This window comes from Nannocystis bainbridge, assembly GCF_028368995.1.
Lineage (GTDB): Bacteria > Myxococcota_A > Polyangia > Nannocystales > Nannocystaceae > Nannocystis > Nannocystis bainbridge.
Map to the genome: position 1 here is coordinate 1,632,559 of NZ_JAQNDL010000003.1, position 24,626 is coordinate 1,657,184.

At 70.9% G+C, this 24,626-nt stretch carries 25 protein-coding genes; 16 read left to right on the forward strand and 9 right to left on the reverse strand.

Features of this window, described 5'->3' with window-relative positions; translation table 11 throughout:
* Window position 1: 1 nt before the first annotated feature.
* From nrfD to POL25_RS31775, 9 genes are all read left to right on the forward strand, one after another.
* Window positions 2-1,354, forward strand: a complete 1,353-nt coding sequence (gene nrfD, locus POL25_RS31735) for an NrfD/PsrC family molybdoenzyme membrane anchor subunit (RefSeq protein WP_272090023.1) — start codon at window positions 2-4, stop codon at window positions 1,352-1,354.
* Window positions 1,351-1,878, forward strand: coding sequence for a DUF3341 domain-containing protein (locus tag POL25_RS31740; protein ID WP_272090024.1), 528 nt, complete (start codon window positions 1,351-1,353; stop codon window positions 1,876-1,878). The genes nrfD and POL25_RS31740 overlap by 4 nt, the downstream gene beginning before the upstream one ends.
* Complete coding sequence (locus POL25_RS31745) at window positions 1,865-2,431, forward strand: c-type cytochrome (RefSeq protein ID WP_272090025.1); 567 nt, start codon at window positions 1,865-1,867, stop codon at window positions 2,429-2,431. The genes POL25_RS31740 and POL25_RS31745 overlap by 14 nt, the downstream gene beginning before the upstream one ends.
* Window positions 2,428-3,498: a hypothetical protein gene (locus POL25_RS31750; protein WP_272090026.1), complete on the forward strand. Its 1,071-nt coding sequence runs from the start codon at window positions 2,428-2,430 to the stop codon at window positions 3,496-3,498. Before POL25_RS31745 ends, POL25_RS31750 begins: the two co-directional genes overlap by 4 nt.
* Window positions 3,491-3,853 (forward strand): hypothetical protein, encoded by a 363-nt coding sequence (locus tag POL25_RS31755; RefSeq protein ID WP_272090027.1) that lies wholly within the window; start codon window positions 3,491-3,493, stop codon window positions 3,851-3,853. Before POL25_RS31750 ends, POL25_RS31755 begins: the two co-directional genes overlap by 8 nt.
* Window positions 3,850-4,815, forward strand: coding sequence for a cytochrome c oxidase subunit II (locus tag POL25_RS31760; RefSeq protein ID WP_272090028.1), 966 nt, complete (start codon window positions 3,850-3,852; stop codon window positions 4,813-4,815). Before POL25_RS31755 ends, POL25_RS31760 begins: the two co-directional genes overlap by 4 nt.
* Window positions 4,812-6,395, forward strand: coding sequence for a cytochrome c oxidase subunit I (locus POL25_RS31765; RefSeq protein ID WP_272090029.1), 1,584 nt, complete (start codon window positions 4,812-4,814; stop codon window positions 6,393-6,395). The genes POL25_RS31760 and POL25_RS31765 overlap by 4 nt, the downstream gene beginning before the upstream one ends.
* 92 nt (window positions 6,396-6,487) lie before the next feature.
* A complete protein-coding gene (locus tag POL25_RS31770) occupies window positions 6,488-7,126 on the forward strand; it encodes a cytochrome c oxidase subunit 3 (RefSeq protein WP_272090030.1) in 639 nt (212 codons plus the stop codon).
* Window positions 7,123-7,425, forward strand: coding sequence for a cytochrome C oxidase subunit IV family protein (locus POL25_RS31775; protein WP_272090031.1), 303 nt, complete (start codon window positions 7,123-7,125; stop codon window positions 7,423-7,425). The genes POL25_RS31770 and POL25_RS31775 overlap by 4 nt, the downstream gene beginning before the upstream one ends.
* Window positions 7,426-7,486: 61 nt before the next feature.
* Here the strand turns inward: POL25_RS31775 and POL25_RS31780 are convergent, their stop codons facing one another.
* Window positions 7,487-8,203, reverse strand: a complete 717-nt coding sequence (locus POL25_RS31780; RefSeq protein WP_272090032.1) for a hypothetical protein — start codon at window positions 8,201-8,203, stop codon at window positions 7,487-7,489.
* Between the two features lie 89 nt (window positions 8,204-8,292).
* On the opposite strand from POL25_RS31780, the gene POL25_RS31785 reads away from it, so the two are divergent.
* Together POL25_RS31785 and POL25_RS31790 are read left to right on the forward strand one after the other, a co-directional pair.
* On the forward strand, window positions 8,293-9,399 hold the full coding sequence (locus POL25_RS31785) for a hypothetical protein (RefSeq protein WP_272090033.1): 1,107 nt from the start codon (window positions 8,293-8,295) through the stop codon (window positions 9,397-9,399).
* Between the two features lie 112 nt (window positions 9,400-9,511).
* Window positions 9,512-10,600, forward strand: a complete 1,089-nt coding sequence (locus tag POL25_RS31790; protein ID WP_272090034.1) for a hypothetical protein — start codon at window positions 9,512-9,514, stop codon at window positions 10,598-10,600.
* A gap of 3 nt (window positions 10,601-10,603) precedes the next feature.
* Here POL25_RS31790 and POL25_RS31795 read toward each other — a convergent pair whose 3' ends face one another.
* The 7 genes from POL25_RS31795 to POL25_RS31825 form a co-directional block, all read right to left on the reverse strand.
* Entirely contained in the window at window positions 10,604-12,253 is a 1,650-nt protein-coding gene (locus POL25_RS31795; RefSeq protein WP_272090035.1) for a hypothetical protein, read from the reverse strand.
* A gap of 22 nt (window positions 12,254-12,275) precedes the next feature.
* Complete coding sequence (locus POL25_RS31800; protein WP_272090036.1) at window positions 12,276-13,271, reverse strand: hypothetical protein; 996 nt, start codon at window positions 13,269-13,271, stop codon at window positions 12,276-12,278.
* On the reverse strand, window positions 13,268-15,580 hold the full coding sequence (locus POL25_RS31805) for a protein kinase domain-containing protein (RefSeq protein ID WP_272090037.1): 2,313 nt from the start codon (window positions 15,578-15,580) through the stop codon (window positions 13,268-13,270). The genes POL25_RS31800 and POL25_RS31805 overlap by 4 nt, the downstream gene beginning before the upstream one ends.
* A 154-nt stretch (window positions 15,581-15,734) precedes the next feature.
* On the reverse strand, window positions 15,735-16,307 hold the full coding sequence (locus tag POL25_RS31810; RefSeq protein ID WP_272090038.1) for a hypothetical protein: 573 nt from the start codon (window positions 16,305-16,307) through the stop codon (window positions 15,735-15,737).
* Window positions 16,308-16,438: 131 nt separating this feature from the next.
* Window positions 16,439-17,122: a TetR/AcrR family transcriptional regulator gene (locus tag POL25_RS31815; protein ID WP_272090039.1), complete on the reverse strand. Its 684-nt coding sequence runs from the start codon at window positions 17,120-17,122 to the stop codon at window positions 16,439-16,441.
* Between the two features lie 31 nt (window positions 17,123-17,153).
* A complete protein-coding gene (locus tag POL25_RS31820; RefSeq protein WP_272090041.1) occupies window positions 17,154-17,789 on the reverse strand; it encodes an NAD(P)-dependent oxidoreductase in 636 nt (211 codons plus the stop codon).
* Window positions 17,789-18,271 carry an ester cyclase gene (locus tag POL25_RS31825; protein ID WP_272090042.1) on the reverse strand — a complete coding sequence of 161 codons (483 nt, stop codon included), beginning with the start codon at window positions 18,269-18,271 and terminating at the stop codon, window positions 17,789-17,791. The genes POL25_RS31820 and POL25_RS31825 overlap by 1 nt, the downstream gene beginning before the upstream one ends.
* A 280-nt stretch (window positions 18,272-18,551) precedes the next feature.
* Between POL25_RS31825 and POL25_RS31830 the strand changes: the two genes are divergently transcribed.
* The 5 genes from POL25_RS31830 (at window position 18,552) to POL25_RS31850 (ending at window position 23,769) form a co-directional block, all read left to right on the forward strand.
* Window positions 18,552-18,884, forward strand: a complete 333-nt coding sequence (locus POL25_RS31830; protein WP_272090043.1) for an ArsR/SmtB family transcription factor — start codon at window positions 18,552-18,554, stop codon at window positions 18,882-18,884.
* Window positions 18,881-19,912, forward strand: a complete 1,032-nt coding sequence (locus tag POL25_RS31835; protein ID WP_272090044.1) for an SRPBCC family protein — start codon at window positions 18,881-18,883, stop codon at window positions 19,910-19,912. The genes POL25_RS31830 and POL25_RS31835 overlap by 4 nt, the downstream gene beginning before the upstream one ends.
* 295 nt (window positions 19,913-20,207) lie before the next feature.
* Window positions 20,208-21,893 carry an IgGFc-binding protein gene (locus POL25_RS31840; RefSeq protein WP_272090045.1) on the forward strand — a complete coding sequence of 562 codons (1,686 nt, stop codon included), beginning with the start codon at window positions 20,208-20,210 and terminating at the stop codon, window positions 21,891-21,893.
* 155 nt (window positions 21,894-22,048) lie between these two features.
* The gene (locus POL25_RS31845; protein WP_272090046.1) at window positions 22,049-22,438 is read left to right on the forward strand and encodes a hypothetical protein; all 390 of its coding nucleotides are present in this window, start codon (window positions 22,049-22,051) and stop codon (window positions 22,436-22,438) included.
* A 65-nt stretch (window positions 22,439-22,503) separates the two neighbouring features.
* On the forward strand, window positions 22,504-23,769 hold the full coding sequence (locus tag POL25_RS31850) for a ferritin-like domain-containing protein (protein WP_272090047.1): 1,266 nt from the start codon (window positions 22,504-22,506) through the stop codon (window positions 23,767-23,769).
* Window positions 23,770-23,954: 185 nt separating this feature from the next.
* Here POL25_RS31850 and POL25_RS31855 read toward each other — a convergent pair whose 3' ends face one another.
* The gene (locus POL25_RS31855) at window positions 23,955-24,476 is read right to left on the reverse strand and encodes a hypothetical protein (RefSeq protein ID WP_272090048.1); all 522 of its coding nucleotides are present in this window, start codon (window positions 24,474-24,476) and stop codon (window positions 23,955-23,957) included.
* Window positions 24,477-24,626: the final 150 nt, after the last annotated feature.

The window sequence follows — 24,626 nt, forward strand, 5'->3', positions numbered from 1 at the left end:
CGTGGCGAGCGAGCGCGACGCATCGTGGATCGACGGCGACGCCGACCTCGCCGCGATCAACGACCTCGTGGTCGCCACCGTGCAGTCGCCGCGGACCCGGCGCAGCTGGCTCCGCGCCCTCGCGCTCACCGGCGGAGGCGTGCTCGCCTTGCTCGTCGCCGTGTTCGCCGTGTTCTGGTGGTACGTCGGCATCTGGGGCGTCGACACGCCCGTCTACTGGGGCATCGCCATCACCAACTTCGTCTGGTGGGTCGGCATCGCCCACGCCGGCACCCTCATCAGCGCCATCCTCCTGCTCGCCGGTCAGCCGTGGCGGCGCGCGATCAACCGCTTCGCCGAGGCGATGACCCTGATCGCCATCGCCTGCGCCGGCATGTACCCGCTGCTGCACCTCGGCCGGCCCGAGTTCTTCTACTGGCTGTTGCCGTACCCCAACACCTACGGCTACTGGCCGCAATTCCTCAGCCCGCTGGTGTGGGACTTCTTCGCCGTCGCCACCTACGGCGTCACCTCGCTGATGTTCTGGTACATCGGCCTCGTCCCCGATCTGGCGACCATGCGCGACCGCTCGACCGGCATGCGCGCCCGGATCTACGGCGTCTTCGCGCTCGGCTGGCGCGGCTCGGCGCGCCACTGGGAGCGCCACCAGACCGCCTATCTGCTGCTCGCCGGCCTCGCCACCGCCCTGGTCGTCTCGGTCCACACGGTCGTCAGCTTCGACTTTGCGATCGCGCAATTGCCCGGCTGGCACACCACCGTGTTCCCGCCCTACTTCGTCGCCGGCGCGATCTTCAGCGGCTTCGCCATGGTGCTCACCTTGCTGATCCCCGTGCGCGCCTGGCTCGGCCTGCGCGCCCTCGTCACCGACCGCCACTTCGACCTGTGCGCCCGGCTCATGCTCACCGCCGGCCTCGTCGTCGCCTACGGCTACGCCGCCGAGCTGTTCTTCGCCTGGTACAGCGGCGACCCGCACGAGCGCGAGCTGCTCGCCAGCCACCTCCACGGCCGCTCCGCCCCGCTGTTCTGGACCCTCATCAGCCTCAACGTCGTCCTCCCGCAATCGCTGTGGTGGCCGGCCGCCCGGCGCAGCGTCGGCTGGTTGTTCGTGCTGTCGATCCTCATCAACGTCGGCATGTGGCTCGAGCGCTACTTCATCGTCATCGGCGCGCTCGAGCACGGCCTGTTGCCGACCACGGGCGGCGCTTACTGGCCGACCTTCTGGGACTGGCTCACGTTCGTCGGCACGCTCGGCTTCTTCGCCTTCTTCATGCTGCTGTTCCTCCGCTTCGTGCCCGCGCTCGCCATGTCCGAGCTGCGCGAGCTCGTCCCCGATCGCCCGCGGGGGGCCACGTGAGCCCGCTGCGCGGCCTCCTGGCCGAGTTCTCGTCCGCCGGCGAAGTCCTCGCCGCCGTGCGCGCGGCCCGGCGCGCCGGCTACGTCGCGCTCGAGGTCTTCAGCCCGTTTCCGATCGAAGGCGTCGCCGCGGCGCTGATGTTTCGCACCCGGCTGTCGCGCCTCACCTTCATCGCCGGCCTGCTCGGCGGCGCGGCGATCTTCCTGTTCCAGGCGTGGGTGCACGCGATCGACTGGCACCTCGACATCGGCGGTCGGCGGGCCCTCGCCGCCCCTGCCTTCATCGTCCCGACCTTCGAGGTCACCATCCTCGCCGCCGCGCTCGTCACAGTGTTCGCCATGTTCGTGCGCAACGGCCTGCCGCGCCTGCATCACCCGCTGTTCGCCGTGCCCGCGTTCGCCCGCGCCAGCCAGGATCGCTTCTTCCTGCTCGTCGGCGCCGAGGACCCACGATTCGACGCCGCCGTGGTGCGCACATTCCTCGCCGGCCTCGCCCCGCTGGAGGTCCACGATGTCCCGCGCTAGCGCTGCCCTCCTGCTGCTCGCCGCGCTCGGCTGCCGCCAGCAGATGCGCGAGCAGGCGCGGCTCGATCCATACGAAGAGGCCCCGTTCTTCGCCGACGACATGGAGGCCCGCCGCCTGCCCGACGGCGTCGTGCCGCGCGGCCAGGCCCGCCTCGATCGCCACCTGTGGCAGGGCCGCGCCGCTGACGGTTCGCTCGTCACCGTCTATCCGTTCGCCATCACCCGCGCCGACCTCGTGCGCGGCGAGCAGCGCTACGCCATTCATTGCACCCCCTGTCACGGTCGGCTCGGCGAGGGCGACGGCCTCGCCGTCCGGCGCGGCTACCCTGCCCCCATCGCGTTCACCGCCGCCCGCCTGCGCGACGCCCCCGTCGGTCACATCTTCGAAGTCATCAGCCAGGGCCGCGCCACCATGCCCGACTACGATCACCTCGAGATCCACGACCGCTGGCGCATCGTCGCCTGGGTGCAGGTGCTGCAATTGAGCCAGCACGCCCCCGCCGCCGTGCTGGGCGCCGACGACCGCACCCACCTCGTGGAGGCCCTGCCATGACCCTGCTGCTCGGCGCCACCCTCGTGCTCGCCGCCCTCGCCGCCTTCCTCGGTCGCGCCGCGCCGGTCTTCCTCCACGCCTACCTGCTCGCCTGGCTGCTGTGGCTCGGCGTCGCGCTCGGCGGCTTCGTCTTCCTCTGCGTGCACCACCTCGTGCGCGGTCGCTGGGGCGACATCGTGCGCCCGCTGCTGTCGGCGATGACGCGCACGATCCCGCTGCTGGCGCTCCTCTTCCTCCCGATCGTCCTCGACCTCGCGGTCCTCTATCCGTGGACCGACCTCGCGTGGTTGCACGCCGCCCCGCTGCGCGCCGCCAAGGCCGCCTACTTCGACGCTGCCTTCTTCCTCGCCCGCGCCGTCGTCATCCTCGTCGCCTGGAGCGCCCTCGCCCTGCGCCTCGCCAGGCCGGGACGGCGGCCCGGGCTCGCCGCGTTCGCCCTGGTCGTCTTCTTCGTCACCGTCACCTTCGCCGCCGTCGACTGGGTGCTCTCCCTCGACCCCGACACCAGCACCAGCGCCTTCGGCCTCGCCCTCGCCACCGGCCACGCCGTCGCCGGCTGGAGCGTCGTCCTCATCGCCGCCGCCTGCCTCCAAGGCCGCAGCGCCCGAGCCGCCCACATCGCCCCCGAGCGCGCGCAGGAGCTCGGGACCCTGTTGTTCGCCGCCCTGATGCTGTGGGGCTACATCGCCTTCAGCCAGTACCTGCTGGTGTGGGGCGCCGACCTCCCGCGCGAGGTCGGGTGGTTCTTGCCGCGGCTGCGCGGCACCTGGGGCCTCGTCGCCTGGTCGCTCGTCGGCCTGCACTTCGCGGTCCCGTTCGTGCTCCTCTTGCAGCGGCCGATCAAGCGCGCCCCCGGCCGCCTCGCCGCCGTCGCGGCCCTGCTGCTGGCCATGCATTACGTCGAGCTGCTGTGGCTCGTCGTGCCCTCGCGCGCGCTCGCGTTCGGCTGGCTCGACCTCGCCGTGCCGCTCGGCCTCGGCGCGCTGTGGGCCCTCGCCTGTGTGCGGCTGCTCGGGCGCAGCGGACCGATCGTGGCGGCGCCCGAGGAGGACACCCTGCATGTCTGAAGCTCGCCGCGAATGTGAGGACCTCACCGATCACCGCCGCGGCTTGCGGAGCGCCGGCGGCATCGTCCTATTGTTGCTCATCGCCGCGTTCATCGTCGCCGGCGCCGCCGCGCGGGTGTTCGGCCCCGCCCCGAGCGAGGGCCGCGAGGGCGCCCTGCCCATCGACCCGCTGCGTCGACTGCGAGCCGGCGCCGAGGCCGAATGGTCGGCCCGCGCCCATGCCTGGCAATGGCTCGACCCGGGTCACAAGGTCGCGCAGATCCCCGTCGAGCGGGCCGCCGACCTCATGCTCGAGCGCGGCTTCCCCATCCGGCGCCGACCCGCCGGGCCCGTGACTGCGAGGACCTGGCCATGAGCCTCCCGTTCGAACTGATGCCCGCGGCCGCCAGCACCACCAGCGACGCCGTCGACCTCGTCGCCCTCCTGGTCTTCGCGATCATCGGCCTCGTCAGCCTCGGCGTCATCGTGGCGATGGTGTGGATCGTCGTGCGCGACCGTCGCAGGCCTGGCAACCTCACCGGCCGCGGTCACCACACTGCCACCATTTGGCGGACCGAGTTCCTCTTTTGTGGCCTCACCGGCGCCGTGTTCCTCGGCCTCTTCACCCTCGGCGCCGTCGTCTTCGACGGCCTCGCCCGCGTCCCCGCCGACGCCGACGCGCTCGACGTCAGCGTCACCGCCAAGCGGTGGATGTGGTCCTTTCAGCACCCTGGCGGCCGCCGCGAGCTCTCGCAATTGCACGTCCCCGCCGGTCGCGCCGTCCGCCTCCACCTCGCCAGCGAGGACGTGATCCACAGCTTCTACGTCCCGGCCTTCCGGCTCAAGCAGGACGTCGTGCCCGGCTGGCAGCGCACCGCCTGGTTCCGCGCCACCGCCCCCGGCACCTACGCCCTCGCGTGCGCCGAGTACTGCGGCACCGAGCACGCCCTCATGCGCGCCGAGGTCGTGGTGATGCCGCCGCACGTCTACGATCATTGGCTCGCCCAGGGCGACGACGAGCGCCCGCCGCTGGTCGCCGCCGGTCGGGCGCTGTTCGAGCGCCTCGACTGCGGCGCCTGTCACGAATCACACCAGCGCCGCCGCGCCCCGCCGCTCGAGGGCCTCTACGGCCGCACCGTGGCCCTGCGCGACGGCGGCAGCGTGCTCGCCGACGACGATTATATCCGCCGCAGCATCCTCCGCCCCGACGCCGACATCGTCGCCGACTACCAGAGCGGCGTCATGCCGACCTACGCCGGCCTCGTCGACGACGACGAGCTGTTGCTGCTCGTCGCCTACGTCCGCTCGCTCGCCGCGGCCGAAGGAGTGAGCCCATGAAGTCGTGGCTGACCACCACCGATCACAAGCGCATCGCCCTGCTCTACCTCGGCACGATGACGCTCTTCTTCACCCTCGGCGGCCTGCTCGCCACCGTCCTGCGCGTCGAGCTCGCCACCCCCGCCTCCGACCTCGTCGCCGCCGACACCTACAACCGCCTATTCACGCTGCACGGCGTGATCATGGTGTTCTTCTTCCTGATCCCCTCGATCCCGACCTTCCTCGGCAACTACCTCCTGCCGCTGATGCTCGGCGCGCCCGACCTCGCCTTCCCGCGGCTCAACCTCGCCAGCTGGTACGTGTTCGTCGCCGGCGGCTTGCTCACCTTGACCGCCATGATCGCCGGCGGCCTCGACACCGGCTGGACCTTCTACACCCCCTATTCGACCGTCTTCAGCGACTCGCACGTCGTGCTCGCCGTGCTCGGGGTGTTCCTCGCCGGCCTCTCGTCGGTGTTCACCGGCATCAACTTCATCGTCACGATCCACCGCCTGCGCGCCCCCGGCCTGACCTGGCTGCGCCTGCCGCTGTTCGTCTGGTCGCTCTACGCCACCTCGCTGATCCTCGTGCTGGCGACCCCGGTGCTGGCGATGACCCTGCTGCTGGTGGCGATCGAGCGCGGCCTGCAGATCGGCATCTTCGACCCCGCGACCGGCGGCAGCCCGCTGCTGTTCCAGCATTTCTTCTGGTTCTACTCGCACCCCGCCGTCTACATCATGATCTTGCCGGGCATGGGCGTGATCAGCGAGGTCATCCCCTGCTTCTCGCGCAACCGCCCGTTCGGCTACGCCTTCGTGGCCGCCTCGAGCCTGGCGATCGCCGTGTTCGGCTTCCTCGTGTGGGGCCACCACATGTTCGTCGCCGGCCAGTCGTACTTCGCCAGCGTGGTGTTCTCGTTCCTGTCGTTCGCCGTCGCCGTCCCGAGCGGCGTCAAGGTGTTCAGCTGGCTCGGCACCATGCACCGCGGCGCGATCTGGCTGACCACGCCGATGATCTACGCGCTCGGCTTCATCGCCCTGTTCACCGTCGGCGGCGGCACCGGCCTCGCGCTCGCCACCCTCGCTCTCGACGTCCACCTCCACGACACTTACTTCGTCGTCGCTCACTTTCACACGATCATGGTCGGCGGCATGCTCATGGCTTACCTCGGCGGCCTGCATTTCTGGTGGCCGAAGATCAGCGGCCGCCTCTACTCCGAGCGCTGGGGCCGGATCGCCGCCTACATCCTGCTCGTCGGCTTCCTGCTGACCTTCTTGCCGCAATTCATCCTCGGCACCCAGGGCCTGCCGCGGCGCACCGCCTCGTATCCGCCCGAGTATCAATTTTTACAGGGCCTGTCGTCCGCCGGCGCGACCATCCTCGCCGTCGGCTACGTGCTGCCCGCGATCTACCTGCTCGCGTCCCTGGTCCGCGGAAGGCCCGCCGGCGACAACCCGTGGGGGGCGACCGGCCTCGAATGGCAGACCACCTCCCCGCCGCCTCCGCACAATTTCCTCGATCAGGGCACCCTCGTCGTCGGCGACCCCTACGATTATCCCAACGCCCCGCAACCGACGATCGCCGGAGCCGGCGATGTCTAACTCGCGCGCCCCCTCGGCCCCCGCGAGCGGAGCCGGCGATGTCGAGAGCTCCCGCGATACCTCGCGGTTGCCCACCGCGAGCGGAGCCGGCCATGCCTGAGGCCGTGCGCGAGCCCTTCACCGACCTCGCCCACCAGCGCGACGCCGTCGCGCTCGGCATGTGGGCCTTCCTCGGCCAGGAGGTGCTGTTCTTCGGCGTTTTATTCGTGCTCTACACCAGCCTGCGCGTGCGCCACCCCGAGCTGTTCGCCGCCTTCGGCCCGCTCCTCGACTGGCGCCTGGCCACGGTCATGACCGTCGCGCTGTTGCTCAGCAGCTTCACCATGGCGCTCGCGGTCCGCTTCGCCTTCACCCGCGTGCGCGGCCGGCTGGTCTTCACATTGCTCGCGACGATGATCCTCGGCGCCGCCTTCCTGACCATGAAGGGCTGGGAATACGCGCACCACCTCGCCCGCGGCGAGACGCCGATCGTCGACCTCGCTGACACCCTCGCCGCCGGCCCCGGCATGGCGACCTTCTTCGGCCTCTACTTCGTGCTGACCGGCTTCCACGCCCTGCACGTGCTCGGCGGCCTGGTCGCGCTCGCCTGGCTGACCCTCGCCGCCTGGCGCACGCCCGCGAGCGACCTGCGCGGCTCCCCCGTCATGGCAGTCGGCCTCTACTGGCACTTCGTCGACATCGTGTGGCTGTTCCTGTTCCCGGCCCTGTACCTGGCGGCGAGGCCGACATGAACCACCACCACCAAGACATCCCCGCCCCGACCCTCGGCGCCGCGTCGCTCGTCCTGCTCGCCCTGCTGGCCCTGACCGCCGCCACCGTCGGCCTCGCGCTGCTCGAGCTCTCGCCGGCCGTGCACGTCGCCACCGCGATGACGATCGCCGCCCTCAAGGCGGCCCTCGTCGCCGCCGTGTTCATGCACCTGCCGCGCGAGGCCGCCGCGACCCGCCTGCTGGCGCTGGTCGCCGCGGCCCTGCTGGCGATCCTGCTGATGATGGTGACCGTCGACATCCGCCACCTGGGCGGCGGGTGAACACCTGCACGATGTCGAACACGTCGATGAACGATTCGCCGTCTCGAGCTCGCGGTCGTCCTCAGCGCCCCGACTCCGCGAGCGTGAGCGCGAGCGCGTACAGGTCGTTATCCGACAGGGTTACGAACGACAACAGCTGCTGCAGCGCCTCCCCGCGGGTGAACCCGAGGACAGCCAGCGAACCCAGCACCGCGACCTCTGGACTCACCGTGAACACCGAGAACGCGATGTAGATCCCCTCGATCGGCCCCTGCAGCTCGCGCAGGGTCAGCTCGTGGCGGTGTGCGTCGATCCACGCGACCACGCGACCCGGCACCTCGCGCAGCTGCGCCTCGTCCTGGCGCACCGCCTGGCCGATGAGGCGCGCCAGGTGCAGCTCGCCGTGGGTCAGCTCGCGGACCAGCTGGCGCTGGCGGCGGAGGCTCTCGTAGCTGTCGCGGACCACGTAGTCCGGGCTTCGCACCACCCGCTGCGGCAGCGCGTCCGTGCCGTCCACTGCCAGCGCCGGGACCCCGAATTCCGCCGCCAGATCGACGATGTGCGGGCGCATCCGCGGCCGCTCGCCGATGAGCTCGACGAAAAATTCGCGGTCGATGAGGCCGTTCCGGCTCAGCACCGTGACGACCCCGTGCGACAGCAATTCGTGCGTGATGCCCTCGCCCGGCAATTGCGAAGTGACCCGCTTGCCGTACAAATTGGTGACGAAGCGGCGCAGCTCGGCGGAGTCCATCACCTCCTGGAACAGTCCTTCGAGGCGCTTCAACAGACTGGGTTGCATGAGTTCCTCCGCACCAAGGTGCGGACCGCCACCCGCGACGATCACCTCGACCAATATCTTGGAGACGGCAGCCCCAGATGACTCCCGCGGTGCGCCGCGCTATTCTGCGCCTCGTGCCGCGCCTCGCCAGCCTCGCCGCCCTCCTCGCCCTCGCCGCGTGCAACGGCGGCGGCGGCCAGGAGATGGTCTTCGGCACGAGCATCACCGCGACCCCGATGGGGACCACCTCGAGCGGCTCGAGCACCTCGACCTCGACCACCTCGGCCGAGTCCTCGACTTCGACGAGCGCCGACATCTCGAGCAGCTCCGCCAGCTCGACCGGCACCAGCGGCGCCATCCCCGACCTCGGCCTGATCCCCGACGGCGGCGACGGCCCGCCGCCCGGCTGCAAGGGCAAGGTCGACTTCCTGTTCACCATCAGCAGCCATCCGACGATGGAGATCAAGCAAGCGCGGCTGAAGGCCAGCTTCCCGGGCTTCATGGCCACCCTCGAGAGCGAGTTCGCGGACTTCGACTATCACATCCTCTCTTCCAACACGTCGGGCCTCTGGGGTTATCCGAGCTGTGTAGGCTGCCAGGACGTCTGCGCCGAACTGCCCGAGTACCCGTGCGGGACTTCGCCGGAGCCCTGCGACTCCATCCGCGGCGCGGGCGTCACCTACCCGATCGGCAAGCACGCCAGCAACCAGCGCTGCGAGCTCGCCAGCGGCCTCCGCTACATCACCGCCGGTCAGCCGATGATCGAGGATGCCTTCACCTGCATCGCGTCGATGGGCACCAACGGCGCCGACGGCGTCGCCGAGACCACCGTCCTCGCGCTCGCGGACGACCTCGACGCGCCCGGCGCCTGCAATGAAGGCTTCCTCCGCGAGGATGCGCTGCTCGTCGTCGTCGCCATCCAGGACACCTATGACCAGGGCAGCCAGGGCACCGCGGAGGACTGGCGCGACGCGCTTGTCGAGGCGAAGGGCGGTGACGCCGACGCGGTGGTCCTGCTCGTGATCTCGACCGACAAGGACGAGCCTCAGGGACTGTGCGGATACCATCCAGGCACTGAACACGAGCTCCGCACGTGGACCGAACTCATGCAGCCGAATGCCCTGTTCGGCTCGATCTGTGCCGAAGGTTACGACGACTACTTCGCCACCGTGGCTAAGATGATCAAGTCGCAGTGTGACGTGTTCGTGCCCCAGTGACAGCCAAGGGGCTGCTCGTCCTCCGGCCCACCAGTGGACGTGGGCTCACCAACACAATGGTATCGTGGCGTGGAGCATGACACGTTCGGCGGGCTACGCTATCTTTCGCTTCATGCCGCGCCTCACCAGCCTCGCCGCCGTCCTGCTCGCTGCCGCGTGCAACGGGGGCGACGGCCAGGAGACGGTCTTCAGCACGAGCATCACCACGGCCCCGATGGGGAGCAGCTCGAGCACCTCGAGCACCTCGACGTCGACAACCTCAAGCGAGGCTTCGACGTCAGCTAGCTCCGAGAACTCGACCAGTTCGACCAGCTCCACCTCGGGCTCGACCGGCGCCATCCCCGACCTCGGCCTGATCCCCGACGGCGGCGACGGCCCGCCTCCCGGCTGCAAGGGCAAGGTCGACCTCCTGTTCACCATCAGCAGCCATCCGACGATGGAGATCAAGCAAGCGCGGCTCAAGGCCAGCTTCCCGGGCTTCATGGCCACCCTGGAGAGCGAGTTCGCGGACTTCGACTATCACATCCTCTCCTCGAACACGTCCGGCTTCTGGGGTTATCCGAGCTGCGTCGGCTGCCAGGACATCTGCGCCGACCTGCCCGAGTACCCGTGCGGGACCTCGCCGGAGCCCTGCGACTCCATCCGCGGCGCGGGCGTCACCTACCCGATCGGCAAGCACGCCAGCAACCAGCGCTGCGAGCTCGCCAGCGGCCTCCGCTACATCACCGCCGGCCAGCCCATGACCGAGGACGCCTTCACCTGCATCGCCTCGATGGGCACCAACGGCGCTGACGGCGTCGCCGAGACCACCGTCCTCGCGCTCGCCGACGACCTCGACGCGCCCGGCGCCTGCAATGAAGGCTTCCTCCGCGACGACGCGCTGCTCGTCGTCGTCGCCATCCAGGACACCTACGATCCGTTCAGTGAGGGCACCGCGAAGGACTGGCGCGACGCGCTCGTGGAAGCAAAGGGAGGTGACGCAGACGCGGTGGTCCTGCTCGTGATCTCGACCGACGTCGACGAGCCCGTGGGACTGTGCGGCTACAAACCCAACAACTCCGAGCACAAACTCCGCACATGGACCGAACTCATGCAACCGAACGCCCTGTTCGGCTCGATCTGTGCCGAAGGTTACGACGACTACTTCGCCACCGTGGCGAAGATGATCAAGTCGCAGTGTGACGTGTTCGTGCCTCAGTGACGGCTAAGGGTAGAGACGTAGAGCGAACGCCCGTGGCTGCAAGGCGTCGAACTCGCTGCCCGTGATGTACGCGTACCCCCACGCGTCGAGCGCCAGACCCGCGGCCTCGTCGGGCCCCTGGCCGGGACCATTACGGACGACCTCCCATGCCCTCGCGCCGAACGGTCCGGGCACTGCGAAGATCCAGGCGTTCGCGTCGGTCTTGGGCTGTTGCCGGGTCCCGGCGATGATGATCTTGCCCTCGCGGTCCTCGCCGAGCGCCAAGCCGACCGCCTCACTCGAGGGCGTCGGTTCGATGCGCATGGCGCCGGCTTCTCCTTGTGCCGAGAACCAGCGCGTCACGACCTGACGGATCGATTCTTTGTTGCGACCCCATCCGGTCATCACGAAGCCGCCCGCACGCAGAGGGGCGATCGCCATCCCCGCGTCCTCGTCCAACAATTCGCCCGTCGAAGTCCACTCTGCAACGGGAACGCCGTCGAGCGTGTAGTGCAGAACGGTCGCCCGTCGAACGGGGTCGTTTTCTGCGTTCGTGGTATCGCGCTCACCAACCACCACGACCTCGTCACCCACCACCGCGACTCCGCGCGCAACTTCATCCCGCTCGTTGAACTTGTCTTCTCCCGGCGGCGCCGCGAACGAACTCGCGGAGATCACCTCGCCCGTCTCCGCCGACACCCACCACACCCAAAGGTCATGCGTGTTTGGCCCTTGCGCGACCGCCCCGCCCAGCACCAGTACATCGCCCACCACCGCGATCGCGTTCACCGACGAATCGAGCGGCCCTGTCCACGTCTGCCCCTTCGCCTCCCCGAATTTCACCCACGACACTGCCCACCGCGTCGTCGCCTCTGCCGGCTCCGTCCACGCCACGAACACCTTCTCATCGCTCGCCGCCGCGATCGCCGGCCCGCGCCCCGCGCCCGTCACTGCCACCGCTCCGAGCAGCACCGGCGCGCCCTCCGGTTGGCCCGTCGTACCGTCGATCCGCACTGCCACCGCCTCGAGCCCGTCCTTCGTCTCGAAGAAGCCTGCTGCCCCGATCCCGTTGCCCAGCAGGGCCGCCCCGCAGAACCCGTTGATCGGCCCCGCCTTCACGTACGGCGGCCACACGTCCGTGCCTCCGGGCTGCACATCGATCAGCAGCTCCTTCTCCGCCTCGCCGCTCCCCCCGTCGGCCGCGTGCACCACCGCCCGGATCGTGTGCGAGCCGTCGCCCGGCACCGCCTCCGAAGTCACCTCGAACACGTGCACCGGGCTCGCCGGCACCGCGGCGAGCACCAGCGCCACGTCATCATCGAACAGATCGATCGACGTCACCGGCCGCGACGTCCACACCGACACCTGCACCTCGCCGGCCGCGATCGTCGGCGACGGATCGAGGAACAGCTCGACCTCGACCGGCAGCGGCGCCTCACCGCTCGTCCCCGAACCGGTGCTCGAGCCCGGCTCCTCGACCGCCGTGGTGCCGGGGTTCTCGTCGGGTCCGGTCACTGTCTGGATCTCCCCGCCGCTGCTCGCCTCCTCACCGCCCGAAGATCCGGTCGTGCACGCATCGACCTCGGCGCAGCCCACAAGCGCCGGCCACGGCGCCGTGCAGGCGAGGTTCGACGCGAACGCGAGGGAGAGCGAAACGCGGAGAGCGGTGGACATCTGGGGCCTCGCGGGCATTGGCTCAAAATCGAGCACGGAAAGCAACACCGCCAGGAACGGGAATTACGGCCGTCTGCGACGCCCTCCGCGCCATGCGACGGCCGCCCACGGCCAGCAGCACCGCCCCCACCACCGTCGCCGCCCCGCCCGCCAGCGCGAGCACCAGCGTTGGCGTCCCCAGGCGCTCGTAGTCCCGCCGCAGCGCGGCGTCCTGCGCGAGTTGAGCGTCCGTTGCATGGCCATCGACCCGCTCGTGGAGCTCGCGCGCCTGTCGTCGAACCCCCAGCATGCTCGCGCCGGTGTACGTCGCCACGCCCGCGAGCACGAGACCCAGCCCCAGAGTCACGCCACCGCCGACGATCAGCTCGCGATCATGATCGCGGCGCGACGAAGCATCGGTCTCACGCGCAGGCTCGGCCCGCCGCGACTCCGCAGCGCGAGCCGTCCCGGCCCGCCGCGACACCGGGAGCAGCTCACCCACCGCTCGGCCCTCCGGCATCGGCTGCCTCCGCGCGACATTGTCCGCAGCCGCAGGCGAGCTCGCAGGGCTCGGAGGCGCATCCACGGCCCCCGTCACGGCCTCGGACGGCCCCTCTCCTCGCTGCACCTCGCCCCTGGCCACCAGCAGCGGCGGATCGGCCCGCGACGGCTTCACCGGCCGCTCGCAGCGCACCCCCGCCTTCTGCTCGCGCGCTCTCAGATCGCCCAGCGACCGCTCGATGCTCGCGCGCTGCTCCGGCGGCTGATCCTTGATCGCCACGCTCCGATCGTAGAGGCGACGCGCCGCGCACAGGTGCTGCGGATCACCTGACCGATCGAACAGGGCCAGCCACGAGCGGTGCGCCACGCTCAGGTAGAGCGCCCGCTGGCCGTCGTTCTTCGCCTCCCTGGCGCGGCGCGTGAACAGCTCCGCCTTGCAGCGGTTGTCGGTGAGCTCGCACGCCTTCGCAGCGCCCGCGGGCGCCGACGCGGCTTCGAACGCGAGCAAGCCCGCGAGTGACCAGGACATCAGGTTCATGGCGTGTACTCCTCGGTGAACGTCTGCGCCTCCGTCGGCGCGAAGCGGATCGTCCGGACTGCCTCACGCACGCAGCGCTCGCTCGCATCGTCGCTGCCGTGCGCCTGCACCCGCACGAACTCGCTGCGACCGGCCGCCGCCTCGAACTCGACCAGCAACAGCCCGCCCGCCAGCGCCGAGCAGCGCCGCAGCTCGGCCGTCGCCCGCGAGACCGCGTCACGCATCGTCGGCAGCGGCGGCGGCGGCGACGAGGCGGGCTCCACGACCTGCTCCGGCTCCTGGGCCTTGATCGGCTGCGGCGCCTCTACCGGCTGCGCGGCGGGCAGCGAGACAGGCAATGCAATCACCGGCGGCTCGCGCGTCGCCTGCCACACCACCATTCCACCGAGCACCGCCCCGATCGCCGCGGCCACCGCCACTCGCCCCAACGCCCCGCCGAAGCCCCCACGCTCGGCCACCGGCGCGGCCACGGCGACCCGGTCATCGTGCGCGTCGGCCCTCTCGCTCTCCCCCACCGCCTCGTCACATGTCTCTTCGGCCATCTCGTCGGCGGCCGCCTCCAGCTTGGCCAGCAACCCGCGCATGTCGACTCGCGCGCCCGGCTCGTCCGCGAGCGTGTTCAGTAGCGCGTTCGCCAGCGCGGGCGGGCACGCCGGCACGTGCGAGCGCGGCGACACCAGCTCCCCGCGCTCGTCTCGGATCGGCCGCCGCCCCGTGAGCAGCTGGTACAGCAGCAGCCCGAGCGAGTACACGTCGCTCTTCGCGGTCCAGCCCTTGCCCGCGCGGGCCTCGGGCGCCGTCCAGTCGAGCCGCTCGAGCCCGCCGGTCCCCAGCTTCACCCGCGCCTCCGGCGGCGTCGGGTAGCGCTGCTCGAACGCCGCGTAGAACTTCGCCTCGAGCTCGACCATCCCGCAGTCGATCAGCGCCGCCTTCGGCTCACCCGACAGATCGATCAGCACGTTGTGCCCGTGCACGTCGCGGTGCACGACGCCGTGCGCGTGCAGGGCCGCCAGCGCGCCCGCCAGTTGCTGGCCGACCGTGAGCACCTGCCCGGGCTCCAGCTTGCCGCCGAGGTAGATGCTGCGCGCCGAGACGCCGCGCATCAGCGACATGGCGATGTAAGGCCGCCTGCGCGTCATCGCCGTGCGACAGTCGTGCAGCTCCGGCAGCGCGGGATGACGGACCGCTCGCAGCGCCCGCGCCTCCCGGGCGAAGCGCACCCGCTCCTCGGGCTCCTGGCTCGCTCGCTCGCGCAAGATCTTGAGCGCCACGTAGCGCATCGCGTCGCGGTGATACGCCCGATGCACCTCCGCCTTCGCGCCGGCCCCCAGCAGCTCGATCAGCTCGTAGCAGCCCTCGAACAGGAACGGCGAATCATCCTCGACATGCTCGACCCGCACCCGCTCCAAGCGACGCTGAAACTCCGCGACCGTGGCGAGCCGATCCTCCGGCGCTGGCGCGAGCGCGTCGGCGACCAGCCTCTCGAGCTCGGGCGGGACGCCGCTGCCGGGCCGGGCCTCGCCCATCGGCCGATAATCCCCTGGATCCGGCAGACGGCCGGTGCAGAGCAGATAGATCGTCGCGCCGAGCCCGAACACGTCGAACCTCGGGTTCGGACGCTCGAGCGGCGCCTCGGGCGGATAGAAGCCGTCGGTCCCGAGCACCTTGCCGACGTCCGTCTGGTGCCGCGGCGGCACCCCGGCCGAGCTCTGCACGCGCTGCCACGCGTCGACCTTGGCGATCCCCAGATCGATCAACTTCACGAAGGGCCGGCTGGTCGCGCTGCCGACCACGACGATGTTGCTCGGCTTCACGTCACGATGGACCACACCGACGTGATGCAGCGCCTCGAGCGCGGCCGCGACCTGGGCGACCATCTCCACCACCTCGAGCCACGGCAACGGCCCCTCTCGCACCAGCCGCTCGTCGAGGTTCTGCCCCGGCAACCGCTCGAGCACCATGAACGGCGCGCCGCTGTCGGTCTCGCCGACCGCGAGGACCTGCACGAGGTGTGGGTGCCGTAGGTGCGTGAGGATCCGTCCCTCGTCGACGAAGCGACGCCGAGCGTCCTCGTCCGCGACCATGAGGATCTTGACCGCGGCGTTGAGGTTCTTGCACGCCCACACGCACGACATGCCGCCGGAGCCGAGCAGCTCGCCCAGCTCGAAGTACCCGCCGACAACTCGCGCGCCAGCGGCTGCGCGGAGGCCGGCGGGGCCATCCCCCGTGGGCGTGACATCGTCCTCGCCAGCGACGGCGAACAGAGTCCAGCCTCGGACATTGGGACGCGGCGGTGCAGGACCCTTCATTCCGGGTCAGGGTGCCACACGCGCCTCATCGCCAGTCAGGCCCTCACGTTCCGGCGTGTCGACAGATGCGCCGCGACGCAATCACGTAGCGCACCACCAACAATATAGCGAGTCCGTGCCGCGTCGCCGCCACCGCGACGCAGCACTCGCGCGCTCACTCGGCGACGGTCACCTCGTAGCTCGTGAACGACGGCACCGTCCCGCAGTCGGGGTTGTCCAGCATCGGCCCTGCCTCGAGGTCGAACTGGAAGCTCCCCGCCTCCGTCGGCGTCCCGGCGAGGATGCCCGACTCCACCGTGAACTCGAGCCCTGGCGGCAGCGTGCCCGTCAGCGTCCAGGCCGTGTTGTCCTCGAGCCCCGGCACCACGAACGCGATCTCGACCGCCGTCCCGACCGTCAGCGGCTCGATCTCACCCGGCTCGATCGGCGGCAGGAAGTTCTCGCAGTCCACCCCCGTCGTCGTCGTCAGCGGCGGATCCTCGGTCGTGCTGGCATCCTCCGTCGTCGCGCTCTCGGTCGTGCTCTCGGTCGTCTCGCCGGTGCTCGTGGGCTCGCCGGTGCTCGTGGGCCCGCTCGTGCCGGTCGGTTCGTCCGTCGTCCCGGTGCTCGTGCCGGTGGTCGAGTCGGAGTCCGTCTCGCCGCTTTCGGGCTTGCAGGCGACCAGCGCCAGACCCAGCAGCCATGCGCTCGCCCGCGGGTTTGCGAAGTTCAAGGAAATTCGAAGCATGCGGAGCGTCTAGCACGTGCGCACCGGAGCGTCGAGCCGCACCCGTTCCCGGGCGCGCCGTCCTCGGTGAACGCCCCCCATGTTCACCGCGACCGCGCAAACGCGGCGCGAGCGAGCGCTGTGGTCACGCGCTATCGCTGCTGCTTCTTCGTCGAATTGCGCACGACCTCGCCGTCATGCACGACACCGCTGTCACGCAGCAGCGCCGACTTCAGCATCCCTGCCAACCATTGCTCGTAGCGCTCCCCCGGCCAGCCGCGCCCCGATACCAGCAGGCGGAACAGCTCCCGATTGGTCATCGCCCACAGCACGTCGCGCGCCGCTTCGACGTCGAGGTCCTCGCGCAGCTGCCCCGCGCTCGCCATCGCCTCGACCAGCCCGCGTTGTGCCTCGCGGCGACCGAGCTCGCCCTCGCGCTCGAGCGCCGCCAGCTCGGGCGCCACCACACCGACCCCGCGCAACAGCTCGAGCTCGACGCGCTCGCCCTCGTAGACCGTCCTCGCGACCTTCGCCGCCAGCGCCAATCGCTGCACCGGATCGTCGGTCGCCAGGGCGGCCGTCACCGCCGTCTCGTACGCCTCTCCGAACCGCGCCTGGTGGATCAGCTCCGCCACGATCCCGCGCTTCGATCCGTACGCCGCGTACACCGTCGGCGCCGCCACCCCCGCCGCGCGGGCGATCGCGTCGATCGTCGTGTCTTCATAACCGTGCGTCCCCAGCAGCGTGCGCGCCGCGGCCAGGATCTGCTGCCGCGTCGCGTCGGCCTGGCGACGGCGCGCGGGCGAGTGATACGGGCGGGCTTCGGGCTTGGCCATCGCGGGCGCGCACCATACCGCAGCCGCGGCGTCAGTACGCGATCTCGACCAACGCGCGCACGGTCGCCGGGTCGTCGAGGTGCGCGAGCACGTAGTCCGCCACATCCGCGCGGGAGATCGTCGCGGCCCGCGCCAGCGGCGTATCGATCGCCACCCGGTAGCGACCCCGGCGGCGCCCGTTCGTCAGCCGCGGCGGCCGCACGATCGTCCACTCGCGCGAGCTCTCGCGCAGCCGCACCTCCATCGCCCGCAAGTCGTCGAACGGGTGGCGCAGCAGCGGCTGCAGCACGTGCCGCATGAACATGCGCAGCGGCCACGGCTGCAACTCTCCATCCCCGAGCCCTGCCGCCGACACGCAGACGATCCGCCGCACCTCGCAGCGCTCCATCGCGGTCAGCATGTGGCCCACCCCGTCGCGGCAGATCGTCGTCGGCGCGCGCGACGTCCCGGACCCGAGCGCCGACAGCACCGCGTCGTGCCCGGCGATCGCCGCCTCGACGCTGCTCGCGTCGAACACATCACCGCGCCGCACCGTGAGCCGCGCGTGCTTCGCCGTCACCGCCTCCGGCCGGCGCGCCACCGCCGTCACCGTGTGCCCGGCCGCCAGCGCCTGCGCCACCAATTGCTCGCCGGTCCCACCCGTCGCGCCGAAGACGACGAGCCGCATCACGACCCCCTCGCCTGCGGCGGCCCGCTCTGCACCCACGATTCGGCGATCTTGCCGTCGACCATGCGAAACATCGACATCGCCGGCATCACCACCGCGTCGCCGCTCGGCGGCGTCCCGCGGAACGCCCCCACGTGGCGCCCGAACAGCTTCCACCGCACCGCCACGCGGTCGCCCTCGGCCATCGCGTCTTCGACGACGAACCGCGGCGCCTCGAACGTCTTGCGCAGGAACGCCGCCCCCGACGCCATCCCTTCCGGCCCGGCGATCCCGGTATTGATATTGACGAACTCGTCCGCGACGAGCTCGCGCAGCACATGGTCCCGCCCGCCGTTGAACACCTCGTCGAACAAACGAAGCACCGCCGCCTTGTTGGCAGCCGCCACTCGAGCCTCGGACATCACACCCCCCTCGCCGCAGGCCGACAGACACAGCACGACCGCGAGGGCCTGCAGCCGGGCGGTCTTGATGGAGCTGAGCATGCGCAACGATATTCAATATTGTTTCATTAAGTCAAATACAAAATCATATTGATAAATCAATAACTTGAGATTCACACCCGGGCTCCAGTCCAAAACCTGACCGCGCGACCAACTCTGACCTCCAAGCGTATCTTTGGACATGTCCCAGGGGACAGAAATACTCATCTCGCCCCTCGCTCGTTTCCGCCCTTTAATCGCCCTGGACGCTCTGAGACCCACTCTGCGCCCTCTATACTTTCGCCCTTCCAAAACTCACCCATCCGGGTGAACATCATCGCGCATGAGCCTCGACCACACCTTGTCGGCCCTCGCCGACCCGACGCGCCGGGCCATCTTTCAGCGCCTGAGCGGCGGCGAGGCGCGCGTCACCGACATCGCCGGGCGGTTCCCGATCTCGCTGAACTCGGTCTCGAAGCACATCCGCGTGCTCGAGCGCGCCGGCCTCGTGCGTCGGCGCGTCGCCGGGCGCGAGCACCTCCTCACCGCCGACCGGCGGCCGCTCGACGAGCTGGCGGTGTGGGTCGAGCAGACGCGCGCCTTCTGGTCCGATCGACTCGACGCGCTCGCCGCCCTGCTCGCGCAAGAAGACCACGATTGCAAGGAGCAACCATGAACGACCACGGACAGATCCTCGACCCTGGCACCGTACGCCTCGAGCGGGTGCTCCCCGGACCGATCGAGCGGGTCTGGCGATACCTCACCGACTCCGACAAGCGCGCCCGCTGGCTCGCCGCTGGCCAGTTCGAGCTGCGCCCTGGCGGCCGCGCCGAGTTCCGCTTCGACCACGCCTCGCTCTCGTCCGAAAAGACCTACCCCGAGCGTCACAAGGGCGCCGAGGGTGCGCAGGGCTTCGAGAAAGTGCTCGAGTGCGACCCGCCGCGACTGCTGCGAATGACCTGGGGCGGCCCTGACGAGCCCGCCGAGGTCTGCTTCGAGCTCACCCCCGAGGGCGATCGGGTCCGCCTCGTCTTGACCACCCGCCGCCTGCCCACGCGCGACGAAGTGGTCGGCACCGCCTCCGGCTGGCACGCCCACCTCGCGATCCTCGCCGACACCCTCGCCGAGCGGCCTCCGCGCGGCTTCTGGTCGACCCTCGCCGACGCCGAGCGCGACTACCAGCAGCGCATGCAGGTCATGGACGACCATTTCCGGTGGGCCGCGGGCAACGAGCGCGAGATCCACGATCACGGCGGCACCTGGTCCTCGCTGCTGCGCCGCCGCCTCGACGCGCCGATCGATCGCGTGTGGGCCGCGTGGACCGACCCCGACGCGCTCCGCAATTGGTTCGGCCGGCCCTCGGGCAGCTTCGAGGTCGGCGGCACCGTCGTGCTCGAGCTCTCGCAGCCGCACCCGACCACGGTGAAGATCCTCGCTTGCGAGCCGCCGACCCGCCTGCGCACCACCTGGCGCTACGGTGATTTCGCCGACAGCGAGGTCGAGCTCCGCCTCACTCGCGACGGCGCCGGCACCTCGCTCGAGCTCCAGCACTTCGCCTGCCCCGACGCCGACGACGCTCGCGGCGGCGGCGGCGGCTGGGAGGCCGCGCTGCTCCAGCTCGAGAGTTTCCTCGGCGGACTGCCGCCACCCGCCGAATTCGTGTTCCCGGCGATGGACCACGCGTGGTCGCGCGTGACCGCGTAACCTGTCTCTTCGACCATCCTGCTCGCGCCCCGCGGCGTCGCCTCGCGCGAGCCCGCGGCGCGCGACTCGGGTGAGCGCCGACGCCTCGCCCATGTTTCCACGCCGCCGCCGTTCGCGGCCGCCGCCGGCCCGTCCCGCGCCCGCAGCGACCGGGCCGCGTCCGCCCTCGTGGCATCGGCCACGCATGCCCGCCACGCCGGCCCGCCGCGCTCGTCCGCGCACACGAACCTCGCTTCGGATGGACCCATGCGCGCGGGCGATCGCCTCGCGGCGGCGTTCGGCCTACCATCTTCACATGCGCCGCAGCTTACCTCCTGGCCTATGCCTCCTCGTCTACGCCTGCGCCGGCCCGCCCGCCGTCACCACCGACAGCGCCACGTCCACCGGCACCTCCGCGCTGCCGGTCACCACCGACACCGCCGCGGGCCCCGGCACCACCGACACCGCCACCACCACCGCCGCCAGCGCGCCCACGACCTCGACCACGCTCGCCCCGACCGGCGCCGACACCACCAGCAGCAGCGCCAAGTTCGACCTCGGGGCCATGCCCGACCTCGGTGACACCGGGCCCCTCGACGAGAGCACCTGTGAGCTCGCGGCGATGAACCTCACCAGCGCCGGCTGCCTGTTCGCCCCGACTGTCGGCGACAGCGGCATCGACCTGCCGTGGGCCGTCGTCGCCGCCAACACCAGCGGCAACGTCGACGCCAACGTCACCCTGTTCGGCGCCACCGGCGAGGTCCTCGAGGCCGCCGTCGTCGCGCCCAAACAATTGCACACCTTCATCCTCGCGCCCCTCTCGGACGCGCTGTCGCAGCACGCCATGCCGGTGCAGACCGGCGTGCTCGAGCAGGTCCTGCGGCTCGAGAGCGACGTCCCGGTGGTGGCCTATCAGTTCAGCCCCTATTCGTCGTCCCAGGTCGCCACCGCCGACGCCTCGCTGCTGCTGCCGGCGCACGCGTGGGGCCAGGACTACCTGGTCCCGAGCTATCACAACACCGACTTCTCCGCGAGCTGGGTCAGCATCCTCAGCATGGTCGACGGCAACCAGGTGACCGTGGAGATGCCGGCCGCGATGCAGGGTGGTACGGACGCCGGCGGCGGCGTCCCGGCGCTGGTCGCCGGCGGCAGCTCCACGCACACCGTCGACGCCCAGCAGGCGCTGCGCATCGTCTCGCCGAGCGGCAGCGTCGCCGACTTCACCGGCATGCGCGTCAGCAGCACCGCCCCCGTCGCCGTCATGACCGGCTCGCCGGCGATGAGCCTGCCCGGCCCCGGCATGAACTATTACAAGGACTACCTCGAGGAGCAGGTCCCGCCGCGCACCGCGTGGGGCAAGGACTACGCGGTCGTCAAGTTCCGCCCGCGCAGCGACGAGCCCGACCTCTACCGCTTCATCGCCGACAAGGACGGCACCGTCCTCACCTTCACCGGCGATCATCAAGGCCAGGCCATGCTCGACGAGGGCCAGTTCCACGAGCTGCTCACCGCCGCCTCGTTCCGCGTCGAGGGCACCGAGGCGTTCATGGTCGCCCATTACATGCTGAGTCAGGACCAATCGCACGGGCCCAAGGACGACGTCGCGTACCCCGGCGCTTTCATCTCGAAGAATTGCGACATCCCCTCGCTAGACACAACCGAGCTCGGCGACCCCGCGATCACCTTCATCCCGCCGACCGCCCAGCACCGCAGCAGCTACACCTTCCTGACCCCCGAGACCTACGGCTGGGACATGCTCACGGTGGTCGGCCCCGAGGCCGGCTGGGACACGATCGAGCTCGACGGCGCTGCCCTGCCGGCACCGACCCCGCTCGGCGTCGGCGGTCTGGCCTACGCCCGCTTCCTGATCCCCGACGGCCCGCACGACATCCGCAGCCAGGCGGTCAAGTTCGGCATCGAGGTCTACGGCTACGATTGCCGGATCAGCTACGCCTACCCCGGCGGCCTCAGCCTCGGCGAGATCAACCAACCGCCGGGCTGAGCGATCGCTCGCGGGCTCGCTCGCGCGATCGAGACGCACGCCCGCTCGCGTCCTGCAGCAGTGACGGCGCGGTCGCGCGGTCGCTCGCTGCGACGCCATCGCCAGCCAGCAGCGCCTCCGCCCCGCGACGCCGGACCGGCGCTACACTGCGCTGCATGGTCCCGACCGCCCTCAGCCCGCGCTGGCTCGTCGTCCTCGTCGTCACCGCCGCGCTGTGGACCGGCCTGGCGATGCTCGCCGCCAATTTCAACACCGGCCAGGGCCCGACCCTCGAGACCCTGCGCGGCGCGGCGCTGTCCCTGTCGCTGATCGCCGCGGTGCCGGTGGTGTTCGGTTTTTTCGGCGCCCGCCTCGGCTTCATCCTGGCCCAGGTCGGCCTGCTGATCGGCTACCTGCTGCTGCTGAGCGCCTTCGCCGGGCCCCGCACCGGCGGCTTCGAGGACCTGGCGGCCGTCGCCACCTTCCTGCTGCTCGGCGCGATCGGCCTCGGCGTCGGCACGGTGATCGACATCGTCCGCTGGTTCCTCGCCAGGCGCCGCCGGTGAGCCCGCGGCCCGGCGACGCCGACGCTGCGTGCAATCGCCCGCGCGACCGCGATACATTCGCTCGCATGATCCGCGATGTCCTCGCGCTCCGCTCGCGCCTGCAGGTCGCCTCGCTCTCGCTCCTCACCGCGGCCGGCTGCGCGCCTCCCAGCGCCCCGCAAGTCGCCCCCGTCGCGGTCACCAAGCAGGTCGCGCCCGTCGCCGACACGAAGCAGGTCGCGCCCGTCGCCGCCGACCCACCGAAGCCCGAGCAACCGCCGACGACCCCGGAAACGGCTCCGCCGACCCCGCCCGAGGCCGAGCCGCGCATCGCTCAGTATCCGCGCGCCACCTGTCCGACGCACACCTGGTCGAACACCGTGGACGAGGCCAACAAGCGCGCCAGCGACGGCGAGCGCCGGCTCGACTGCCCGATCCAGATCCACGCCCTCCCGCGCGCCCCGGGCCAGACCGGCCCCACCGACGGGTTCCCCGGCAGCGCCTACCTCGACGACGACGCCACGCGGGCGCTCGGCGCCGGTCACTGCAGCTACACCTGGACGACGCCGTGCCCCGGCGGTCGCCCGCTGTTGACCGACGACGGCCCGCGCGTCGCCGACATCGTCCCGGATGCTGCCTGGCTCGCCGAGCTCGCGCCGGCCGATCCGCTGCCCGCGCCCCTGCGCGCCGCGATCGCCGACGCATGGCTGCAGGACGCCCGCAGCGAGCACGCGTCGATCGCCTCGTTCGCGCGCGCGACCCTCGAGCTGCTGGCGCTCGCGGCCCCGCCGGCGCTGGTCGCCGCGAGTCAAAAGGCGAGCCTCGAGGAGATCGATCACGCGCAACGATGCTTCGCGCTGGCGTCCCATTACGCCGGCGCGCCGCTCGGCCCGGGCCCGCTGCATGCTGTCCCGATCCGCGACGCCGACCTCGTGCGCCTCGCCTGCGACACTTTTGTGGAGGGCTGCGTCGGCGAGACGATCGCCGCGCTGATCGCCACCCGCGCGGCCCGTCGCTGCGCCGACACCACCGTCGCCGCCACGCTGACGAAGATCGCCGACGACGAGGCCGAGCACGCCGCCCTCGCCTGGGCCACCGTCGCCTGGGCCATCACCCGCGGCGGCGAGGACGTGCGCGCAGCCGTGCGCGCGCTCGCCGGCCGCCTGCACGCCGAGGTCGTCGCGGCCGCCGCTCCGCCGGCCCATCCGTCGGCAGCCGTGCTCGCCCACCACGGCCGCCTCGACGCCGCGGCCGAGCACGCCTGTCGCGTCGAAGCCTGGCAGCACCTGATCGGCGGCGCCCTCGAAGAACTCTGCGCCTGCCCGACCCCCGACGCGCACGCGCCCGCGTGATCACTTGACACCAGGAATCGCCGACGCCCTCCACGCTCTCTGCGCTCACGCGCAAGCGTGAGCGCGCCGCAGCGACTCACAGCATCGAGGCCAGAGAGCGCCGACTCCCTTCACGCTCTCTGCGCCCGCCCGCGCACCGACGCGCAAGCGTGAGCGCGCAGCATCGACTCGCTAATTCGTCGGCATCACGCCGCACGAGCCTGCCGCTCGCGCCGAATCACCGCACGTCGCCGTCGCACCAGTTCCAGCCCCAGCAGCGCCACCGCCAGCAGGCCCGTGCCGTCCCCCGTCCCCGCGAACGCACAGCCGCTGCTCTTCGCCTCGGTCTGTGGCGTCGTCGCCGGCGTCGCCTTCGCCTCGACCGCCGGCGTCGTCTTCGTCTCGACCGGCGCCGTCTTCGCCTCGACCACCGGCGTCGAACTCGCAACCTCGCAGCGCAGACAGGGACTGCACACCTCGCGCGGATTCACGATGTCCATGTCTTGCTGGTCGAGCGGCTTCATCGACTCGTAGTGCTGCAGCGTCGCCGACACGTGGGCCCGCTTGCAGCACTCGCCCTCCTTGCACACTCCCGACGGGCTGCAGCTGTCGCCCGCCTGCTTGTCCGCGCACGGGTTCGGCGGCTCTGGCGGCGGCGGCACGTCCGCGCGGGCCACCGCGGGCAGCAGGAGTTCGAGCAGCACAGTCATCGTGAGCGCGCGACGCATCCCCCCGATGCAAGCCGTCGAGCGCGGGCCTGTCAATGGCCACAGGATTCCGGCGAGGGCGCCACCCGATGCGCTGTTGTGGGCAAGCAGAGGCCACGTCGACCTCGCGCGCAGCGCTCGTGTGTGGACGTCGACGCCGCTCGTGCCGGC

What these genes read in the sequence shown, in the direction of transcription:
- POL25_RS31745 (WP_272090025.1), top strand. Translation starts at nt 1,865, where the DNA reads ATGTCCCGCGCTAGCGCTGCCCTCCTGCTGCTCGCCGCGCTCGGCTGC.
- POL25_RS31750 (WP_272090026.1), top strand. Translation starts at nt 2,428, where the DNA reads ATGACCCTGCTGCTCGGCGCCACCCTCGTGCTCGCCGCCCTCGCCGCC.
- POL25_RS31755 (WP_272090027.1), top strand. Translation starts at nt 3,491, where the DNA reads ATGTCTGAAGCTCGCCGCGAATGTGAGGACCTCACCGATCACCGCCGC.
- POL25_RS31760 (WP_272090028.1), top strand. Translation starts at nt 3,850, where the DNA reads ATGAGCCTCCCGTTCGAACTGATGCCCGCGGCCGCCAGCACCACCAGC.
- POL25_RS31765 (WP_272090029.1), top strand. Translation starts at nt 4,812, where the DNA reads ATGAAGTCGTGGCTGACCACCACCGATCACAAGCGCATCGCCCTGCTC.
- POL25_RS31770 (WP_272090030.1), top strand. Translation starts at nt 6,488, where the DNA reads ATGCCTGAGGCCGTGCGCGAGCCCTTCACCGACCTCGCCCACCAGCGC.
- POL25_RS31775 (WP_272090031.1), top strand. Translation starts at nt 7,123, where the DNA reads ATGAACCACCACCACCAAGACATCCCCGCCCCGACCCTCGGCGCCGCG.
- POL25_RS31780 (WP_272090032.1), bottom strand. Translation starts at nt 8,203, where the DNA reads ATGCAACCCAGTCTGTTGAAGCGCCTCGAAGGACTGTTCCAGGAGGTG.
- POL25_RS31790 (WP_272090034.1), top strand. Translation starts at nt 9,512, where the DNA reads ATGCCGCGCCTCACCAGCCTCGCCGCCGTCCTGCTCGCTGCCGCGTGC.
- POL25_RS31795 (WP_272090035.1), bottom strand. Translation starts at nt 12,253, where the DNA reads ATGTCCACCGCTCTCCGCGTTTCGCTCTCCCTCGCGTTCGCGTCGAAC.
- POL25_RS31800 (WP_272090036.1), bottom strand. Translation starts at nt 13,271, where the DNA reads ATGAACCTGATGTCCTGGTCACTCGCGGGCTTGCTCGCGTTCGAAGCC.
- POL25_RS31805 (WP_272090037.1), bottom strand. Translation starts at nt 15,580, where the DNA reads ATGAAGGGTCCTGCACCGCCGCGTCCCAATGTCCGAGGCTGGACTCTG.
- POL25_RS31810 (WP_272090038.1), bottom strand. Translation starts at nt 16,307, where the DNA reads ATGCTTCGAATTTCCTTGAACTTCGCAAACCCGCGGGCGAGCGCATGG.
- POL25_RS31815 (WP_272090039.1), bottom strand. Translation starts at nt 17,122, where the DNA reads ATGGCCAAGCCCGAAGCCCGCCCGTATCACTCGCCCGCGCGCCGTCGC.
- POL25_RS31820 (WP_272090041.1), bottom strand. Translation starts at nt 17,789, where the DNA reads ATGCGGCTCGTCGTCTTCGGCGCGACGGGTGGGACCGGCGAGCAATTG.
- POL25_RS31825 (WP_272090042.1), bottom strand. Translation starts at nt 18,271, where the DNA reads ATGCTCAGCTCCATCAAGACCGCCCGGCTGCAGGCCCTCGCGGTCGTG.
- POL25_RS31830 (WP_272090043.1), top strand. Translation starts at nt 18,552, where the DNA reads ATGAGCCTCGACCACACCTTGTCGGCCCTCGCCGACCCGACGCGCCGG.
- POL25_RS31835 (WP_272090044.1), top strand. Translation starts at nt 18,881, where the DNA reads ATGAACGACCACGGACAGATCCTCGACCCTGGCACCGTACGCCTCGAG.
- POL25_RS31840 (WP_272090045.1), top strand. Translation starts at nt 20,208, where the DNA reads ATGCGCCGCAGCTTACCTCCTGGCCTATGCCTCCTCGTCTACGCCTGC.
- POL25_RS31845 (WP_272090046.1), top strand. Translation starts at nt 22,049, where the DNA reads ATGGTCCCGACCGCCCTCAGCCCGCGCTGGCTCGTCGTCCTCGTCGTC.
- POL25_RS31850 (WP_272090047.1), top strand. Translation starts at nt 22,504, where the DNA reads ATGATCCGCGATGTCCTCGCGCTCCGCTCGCGCCTGCAGGTCGCCTCG.
- POL25_RS31855 (WP_272090048.1), bottom strand. Translation starts at nt 24,476, where the DNA reads ATGCGTCGCGCGCTCACGATGACTGTGCTGCTCGAACTCCTGCTGCCC.